Origin of the sequence: Streptomyces sp. NPDC090021 (genome assembly GCF_044748225.1) — a bacterium.
In the GTDB taxonomy this organism is placed as follows: domain Bacteria; phylum Actinomycetota; class Actinomycetes; order Streptomycetales; family Streptomycetaceae; genus Streptomyces.
This window is the reverse complement of the sequence record NZ_JBIVFO010000008.1, coordinates 49,302-56,036: the sequence shown is the minus strand read 5'-3', so window position 1 is coordinate 56,036 and position 6,735 is coordinate 49,302. Positions and strand designations below refer to the sequence as shown.

At 73.3% G+C, this 6,735-nt stretch carries 5 protein-coding genes; 2 read left to right on the top strand and 3 right to left on the bottom strand.

All coding sequences use genetic code 11. The annotated features are described in order from the left end of the window. Positions 1 to 25 precede the first annotated feature (25 nt). Together ACIPXC_RS08090 and ACIPXC_RS08085 are read right to left on the bottom strand one after the other, a co-directional pair. A complete protein-coding gene (locus tag ACIPXC_RS08090; RefSeq protein WP_401614684.1) occupies positions 26 to 1,246 on the bottom strand; it encodes an acetyl-CoA C-acetyltransferase in 1,221 nt (406 codons plus the stop codon). Between the two features lie 168 nt (positions 1,247 to 1,414). Then, positions 1,415 to 2,431 (bottom strand): SGNH/GDSL hydrolase family protein, encoded by a 1,017-nt coding sequence (locus ACIPXC_RS08085; protein ID WP_401614682.1) that lies wholly within the window; start codon positions 2,429 to 2,431, stop codon positions 1,415 to 1,417. Positions 2,432 to 2,559: 128 nt separating this feature from the next. Here ACIPXC_RS08085 and ACIPXC_RS08080 point away from each other — a divergent pair, with 128 nt between their 5' ends. Both ACIPXC_RS08080 and ACIPXC_RS08075 read left to right on the top strand, forming a co-directional pair. After that, complete coding sequence (locus ACIPXC_RS08080; protein ID WP_030961425.1) at positions 2,560 to 3,945, top strand: cystathionine beta-synthase; 1,386 nt, start codon at positions 2,560 to 2,562, stop codon at positions 3,943 to 3,945. Positions 3,946 to 4,646: 701 nt separating this feature from the next. Further along, positions 4,647 to 5,489 (top strand): MurR/RpiR family transcriptional regulator, encoded by an 843-nt coding sequence (locus ACIPXC_RS08075; protein WP_401614680.1) that lies wholly within the window; start codon positions 4,647 to 4,649, stop codon positions 5,487 to 5,489. A gap of 30 nt (positions 5,490 to 5,519) precedes the next feature. Here ACIPXC_RS08075 and ACIPXC_RS08070 read toward each other — a convergent pair whose 3' ends face one another. Next, on the bottom strand, positions 5,520 to 6,692 hold the full coding sequence (locus ACIPXC_RS08070; RefSeq protein ID WP_401614678.1) for an FAD-dependent oxidoreductase: 1,173 nt from the start codon (positions 6,690 to 6,692) through the stop codon (positions 5,520 to 5,522). Positions 6,693 to 6,735: the final 43 nt, after the last annotated feature.

Below are 6,735 nucleotides of genomic sequence, written 5' to 3'. Positions count from 1 at the left end.
CGCGACCCCTACCCTCCGCTACGGCTCAGCTCAGCCGCTCGATCACCATGGCCATGCCCTGGCCGCCGCCCACGCACATCGTCTCCAGGCCGAACTGCTTGTCGTGGAACTGCAGGCTGTTGATCAGCGTGCCCGTCAGGCGGGCGCCGGTCATCCCGAAGGGGTGACCCACGGCGATGGCCCCGCCGTTGACGTTCAGCTTGTCGAGGGGGATCTCCAGGTCCCGGTACGACGGGATGACCTGGGCCGCGAAGGCCTCGTTGATCTCGAACAGGTCGATGTCGCCGACCGTCAGGCCGGCCCGCTTCAGGGCCTGCTTCGACGCCTCGACCGGGCCCAGGCCCATGATCTCGGGGGAGAGGCCGGTGACACCGGTGGAGACGATCCGGGCCAGCGGGGTCAGGCCCAGCTCGCGGGCCTTCGTGTCGCTCATGATGACCAGCGCGGCGGCGCCGTCGTTCAGCGGACAGCAGTTGCCGGCCGTCACCAGGCCATCGGGGCGGAAGACGGGCTTCAGACCCTGAACGCCCTCCAGGGTCACGCCGGCGCGCGGGCCGTCGTCGGTGGAGACGACCGTGCCGTCCGGGGTGGTGACCGGGGTGATCTCGCGGGCCCAGAAGCCGTTCTTGATGGCCTCCTCGGCCAGGTTCTGGGAGCGGACGCCGAACTCGTCCATGTCCTGACGGGTCACGCCCTTCAGGCGGGCCAGGTTCTCGGCGGTCTGACCCATGGAGATGTACGCGTCGGGGACGAGGCCGTCCTCGCGCGGGTCGTGCCAGGACGAGCCCTCGCTCTCGGCGACGGCGGCCGTACGGGCCTCCGCGTCCCCGAAGAGCGGGTTGTGGGTGTCGGGCCACGAGTCCGAGTTGCCCTTGGCGAACCGCGACACCGTCTCCACGCCCGCGGAGATGAACACGTCGCCCTCGCCCGCCTTGATGGCGTGCAGGGCCATCCGGGACGTCTGCAGCGAGGAGGAGCAGTAGCGGGTGATGGTCGTGCCCGGGAGGAAGTCCATGCCCATCTGCACGGCCACGATGCGGGCCAGGTTGTTGCCCTGCTCGCCGCCCGGCAGACCGCAGCCCAGCATCAGGTCGTCGATCTCGCGCGGGTCCAGCTCGGGGACCTTGGCCAGGGCTGTCTGGATGATCGTCGCGGTCAGGTCGTCCGGGCGGACATCCTTGAGGGATCCCTTGAAGGCGCGCCCGATGGGGGAGCGGGCGGTGGAAACGATGACGGCTTCGGGCATCGGGACTCCAAGGGGGTGCGTCGTTGCGGGACCGGATGCGAAGTTACCGCCCCGTACGGTCGAGGTCACCGGCCTGGGGGTGTGATGCCGGTCGCTCCCACCGGTCCGCGCCGGGGGTCGCACCCCCAAGGGTGCGCCTCCGGCCGCGGACCGCGAAGGAAGGGGGGCCTACGGGGCGAGCCCCGCTGCGTCCGGGGCCGCGGGGGCCGGGTCCTCGCCCGACACCCGCCGCCGCCGGCGGTGCTTGAGCAGGACCCAGGGGCCGCGGCCCGCCGTGACCTCCGTACCCGCCTGGCCCGCCGCGGCCGACGCGGCCTTCGCCACCGGCAGCATGTCCTCGTCGCGCGAGACGTCCAGCCGGTCCGACTCGGGCCACAGGCCGAGCGCCGCGCACAGCGTGGGCAGCACGGCCATGGCGGCCGTCGCGTACCCCTCCGCCGACGGGTGGTAGGAATCCGGGCCGAACATCTCGCGCGGGTTCGCGGCGAACTCGGGCCCCAGCAGGTCCCCCATCGAGACCGTACGGGCCCCCAGGGCGACCACCCCTATGGTCTGCGCGGCGGCCAGCTGCCGGGACACGCGGCGGGCGAGCCAGCGCAGCGGCTGGTACACCGGCTCGATCGTGCCCAGGTCCGGGCAGGTGCCCACCACCACCTCGGAGCCGGCCAGCCGCAGCCGCCGCACCGCGGACGTCAGCAGCCGCACCGACTGGGTCGGGGGCATCCGGCGCGTCACGTCGTTCGCGCCGATCATGATTACGCACACGTCGGGCGGCGGCGCGTCCCGGTCCAGCAGCAGCCCGACCTGCCGGTCCAGATCGTCCGACATGGCACCCGACAGGGCCACGTTGCGCAGCTCGACCGGCCGCTCCGCGACCGCCGCGAGCCCCGAGGCCATCAGCGCGGCCGGGGTCTGCCGGGCCCGCCGCACACCGAGACCGGCGGCCGTCGAATCGCCCAGCATGCCCAGCCGCAGCGGGCCCGGGCTCTGCTCGGGCCCGCCGAACTCGCTCCCGTACAGCCCGTCCGCGCGCGGCGGCTCGCCCAGCCCGGTGCCCACCGTGCGCTTGGCGAACTGCACCTCCGCCAGTACCAGCCCGACCGCGGCGGCCCCGACGAGTCCGAGGCCGCCTCCGCCGTACGCCGCCCCCGCCGCGATCCGGCGGGCTGTTCTCGCCCTGGACATCCTTCAGGCCACCTCCTCGCGTCTCATTGACCCCTACCTGCCCCGTACGAGCGGTCGGTCAATCCCTTTCCGCATACCCTGGCCGGACCTCCCGGAGAACCCGTGGAGTCCCCTCCTTGGAGAACATGGTGCAATTCCACGACTCGATGATCAGCCTCGTCGGCAACACCCCGCTGGTGAAGCTCAACCGTGTGACCGAAGGCCTGCAGGCCACCGTCCTTGCGAAGGTCGAGTACTTCAATCCCGGCGGATCCGTGAAGGACCGGATCGCCGTACGGATGATCGAGGCCGCCGAGCAGAGCGGAGCCCTCAAGCCCGGTGGCACCATCGTGGAGCCGACCAGCGGCAACACGGGTGTAGGACTCGCCATCGTGGCCCAGCAGAAGGGCTACAAGTGCATCTTCGTCTGCCCTGACAAGGTGTCCATGGACAAGATCAACGTGCTGCGCGCGTACGGCGCCGACGTGGTCGTCTGCCCGACCGCCGTCGACCCCGAGCACCCGGACTCGTACTACAACGTGTCCGACCGCCTCGTGCGCGAGACCCCCGGTGCCTGGAAGCCCGACCAGTACAGCAACCCGAACAACCCCCGTTCGCACTACGAGACCACCGGTCCGGAGCTGTGGGAGCAGACGGACGGGAAGATCACCCACTTCGTCGCGGGCGTCGGCACGGGCGGCACGATCTCCGGCACCGGCAACTACCTGAAGGAGGTCAGCGGCGGCAAGGTCAAGGTCATCGGCGCCGACCCCGAGGGCTCGGTCTACTCCGGCGGCTCCGGCCGCCCGTACCTCGTCGAGGGCGTCGGCGAGGACTTCTGGCCGACGGCCTACGACCCGAACGTCACCGACGAGATCATCGCGGTGTCCGACAAGGACTCCTTCCAGATGACGCGCCGGCTGGCGAAGGAGGAGGGCCTCCTCGTCGGCGGTTCCTGCGGCATGGCCGTCGTGGCCGCGCTCAAGGCCGCCGAGGGCCTCGGCCCGGACGACGTGGTCGTCGTCCTGCTGCCGGACAGCGGCCGCGGCTACATGAGCAAGATCTTCAGCGACGAGTGGATGGCGGGACACGGCTTCCTGGAGGAGGCCGGACCGTCCGCCCGCATCGGCGACGTGCTGGACGACAAGGAGGGCGGCATCCCCTCCCTCGTCCACATGCACCCCGAGGAGACCGTCGGCGAGGCCATCGAGGTCCTGCGCGAGTACGGCGTCTCCCAGATGCCGATCGTCAAACCGGGCGCCGGCCACCCCGACGTGATGGCCGCCGAGGTCATCGGCTCCGTGGTCGAGAAGGAACTGCTCGCGGCGCTGTTCGCGCAGCGCGCCTCCCTCTCCGACCCGCTGGAGAAGCACATGAGCTCGCCGCTGCCGCAGGTCGGCTCCGGCGAGCCGGTGTCCGAGCTGATGTCGGTGCTCGGCGAGGCCGACGCGGCGATCGTGCTGGTCGAGGGCAAGCCCACCGGTGTGGTGAGCCGCCAGGACCTCCTCGCCTTCCTGGCGAAGACCGCGAAGTAGGCGACGGCCCGGCCCGGGGCACGGCGCGCGGGTGAATGCCCGCCGCCCGCCCCGGGCACCGGCGTTTTTTGGCCGTCGCGCAAACGGTACGGGCCGGACACGTGACAGCAGCACGGCCTTAACACGACCCCGGCACAGTGGTGGTTGTCGGCAGGGAGCCCGGGAAACCGGACCCGGCAGACACCACCGACGGTGTTCGCACACCTCCGGAGCGGCTCCCGGACCAGCGGACACCACGGACGCGGACGGCCCTGACCCGGCCGTGTCCCGCGTGGGGACCGCCGTCGTCCCGCCCCTCGCCCGCGAGGGTGCGGCGGTCCCCACGCACCAACCCCTTCTCCTTCCGGCTCGGTTCGCTTCCGGGCACCTTGTGCCGGCTCGTGACGGCGTACGTGCTCGAAGACCGCTCTCCCCGGCCACCGCCGGGAGGTGCGCCCCCGGCGCGCGGCTTCCGGCGCGCGTTCGCCCGCGCTCCCCGGCGCGCCCCTTCGGCTCACCCGCCGGGCGCGGCCCGGAAGCGGCGGCGCACCGCCGGGGAAGGGCCTCAGCCCGCGTCGTCCGGCCGGGCACGCCGCCGGCCCCGGCACGGGGGCCGGCCCCGTATCCGCCGTATCCGCATCGCGGGCACCGGCTTGCCCCGCTGCATAACCGCATGCAGAGTGCTCCGTGACTGAATAAATCACCGGGACGGAGGGGGCGGCATGAACGACAGCCCGGCGGCGCGGCTCCAGGCGCTGTTCGAAGGGCACCGGCTGACGCCGACCCAGCGGCGGATCGCGCACTGCATGGTGCGCGGGGCGGCGGAGGTGCCCTTCCTGTCGAGCGTCGAGCTCGCCGAGCTGGCCGGGGTGAGCCAGCCGTCGGTGACCCGGTTCGCCGTGGCGCTCGGTTTCGACGGCTATCCCGCGCTGCGCAAGCACCTGCGCGAGGTGGCTCCGGCCGAGCGGGCCGCCGCCGTCCGGGAGGACACGTACAACGAGTACCAGCAGGCCGTCCTGGGCGAGATCGAGAACCTGCGGCAGCTCGCCGAGATGCTCGCCGACCCCGCCCCGGTCGCGGAGGCGGGGCGGCTGCTCGCCGCCTCGGCCCCGCTGCCGGTGCTCGGGCTGCGGGCGGCGTCCTCGCAGGCGCGCGGCTTCGCGTACTTCGCCGCCAAGGTGCACCCGGACGTGCGGCTCCTGGACGAGGGCGGCTCGATGATGGAGGACCGCATCGACGCGGCCCTCTACGAGGGGGCCACGGCCCTGCTGTGCTTCGCCCTGCCCCGGTACCCGCGCGAGGTCGTGGACACCCTGGAACGCGCGCGCGGGGCGGGCCTGACCGTGGTGACGGTCGCGGACTCGGCCTTCGCCCCGGTGGCCCGCCATTCGGACCTCCTGATCCCCGCCCCGGTCGGCACCGGCCTGGCCTTCGACACGGCGTGTGCGCCGATGCTGCTGGGCCGGGTCCTGCTGGAGGCGATGGCGGACGCCCTGCCGGACGCCCAGGCCCGCCTGGAGGCCTTCGACTCCCGTGCGGCGGCCCGCGGCCTGTTCGTGGAGTGAGCCGAGTGAGCTGAGTAAGCCGAGTGAGCCTCAGCGGTACCTGAGCTCCGCCAGCTCGGTGGCCAGCCGCAGGCGCAGGGCCGGGATGTGCGCGAGGACGGGCAGCAGGGTGTTGCGCACGGCGCGCACGGCCCGGTTCCGGGTGGTCGCGACCCGGGTCATCCGGTGGGTCAGGGCCACCACGCGCAGGGCGACGGGGCGGCGGGCGGCCTCGTAACCGTCGAGGTCGCCGGAGGCCAGGGCGCGGCCGAGGGCGTAGCCGTCCTGGATGCCGGTGTTCATGCCCTGTCCGCCGGCCGGGCTGTGCACGTGGGCGGCGTCCCCGGCGAGGAACAGCCGGCCGGCGCGGTAGCGGTCGGCGACGCGGTGGTGGATCCGGAAGCGGGAGGACCAGACGAGTTCGCGGACCCTCGCCCGGCCGGGGACGCGTTCGTCGAGCAGGCCGCGGACGAAGGCGAGGTCCGGTTCGGCGGGGGCCTCGGCCACGGTGGCGACGATCCGGTAGCGCCCGGATGCGCCGGGGCCGTCCCCGGGCAGCGGGGCGATGACCACGAGGCCGGCGGCGCCGAAGACGAGCGACACCTCGCGCGGGCCGGGGGCCCAGTCCATCACCACGTCCGCGAGGACGAAGGACTCCTCGTACGCGCTGCCCTCGAAGGCGATGCCGGCGGCCTTCCGGACCGCGCTGTGCATGCCGTCGGCGCCCACGACGTGCGCGGCACGCAGGGTCTCGCCGGTGACGGTCGTGAGGGTGGCGCCGTCCGCGTCCTGGGCGACGGCGGTCACCTCGTAGGGACGGTGGACGTCACCGCCGAGCGCCCGCAGGCGGTGCAGGAGGACGGCCTCGGTCTCGTACTGGGGGACCATCAGCGCGTACGGGTGGGCCGTGGGCAGGCGGTCGAAGTCGACGGCCGCGAGCGGGCGGGCGCCGTCGCGGATCCGGAAGCGGGAGACGGTGACGCCGCGGCCGACGAGGTCGGCGGTCAGCGCGCCGCTCGGGTCGAGCGCGTCGAGGACCTCCAGGGTGCGGGCGTGGACGACGGCGGCGCGGGAGGTGTTGGCGCCCTCGGCCTGCCGGTCGAGCAGCACGAAGTCGATGCCGGCTTCCGCCAGGGTCACGGCGAGGGCGAGTCCGGTGGGGCCGGCGCCGACGACGGCGACCTCGGTGCGGGCGGGGAGCGGGAGTGCGGCGGTGCTGGTCATGGCGGCCTCCTCCGGGTGGCCAACGTTTGTTGGCCAACGACTG

Coding starts and splice junctions, on each gene's coding strand:
- ACIPXC_RS08075 (WP_401614680.1), top strand. CDS start 4,647: ATGAACGACAGCCCGGCGGCGCGGCTCCAGGCGCTGTTCGAAGGGCAC.
- ACIPXC_RS08090 (WP_401614684.1), bottom strand. CDS start 1,246: ATGCCCGAAGCCGTCATCGTTTCCACCGCCCGCTCCCCCATCGGGCGC.
- ACIPXC_RS08070 (WP_401614678.1), bottom strand. CDS start 6,692: ATGACCAGCACCGCCGCACTCCCGCTCCCCGCCCGCACCGAGGTCGCC.
- ACIPXC_RS08085 (WP_401614682.1), bottom strand. CDS start 2,431: ATGTCCAGGGCGAGAACAGCCCGCCGGATCGCGGCGGGGGCGGCGTAC.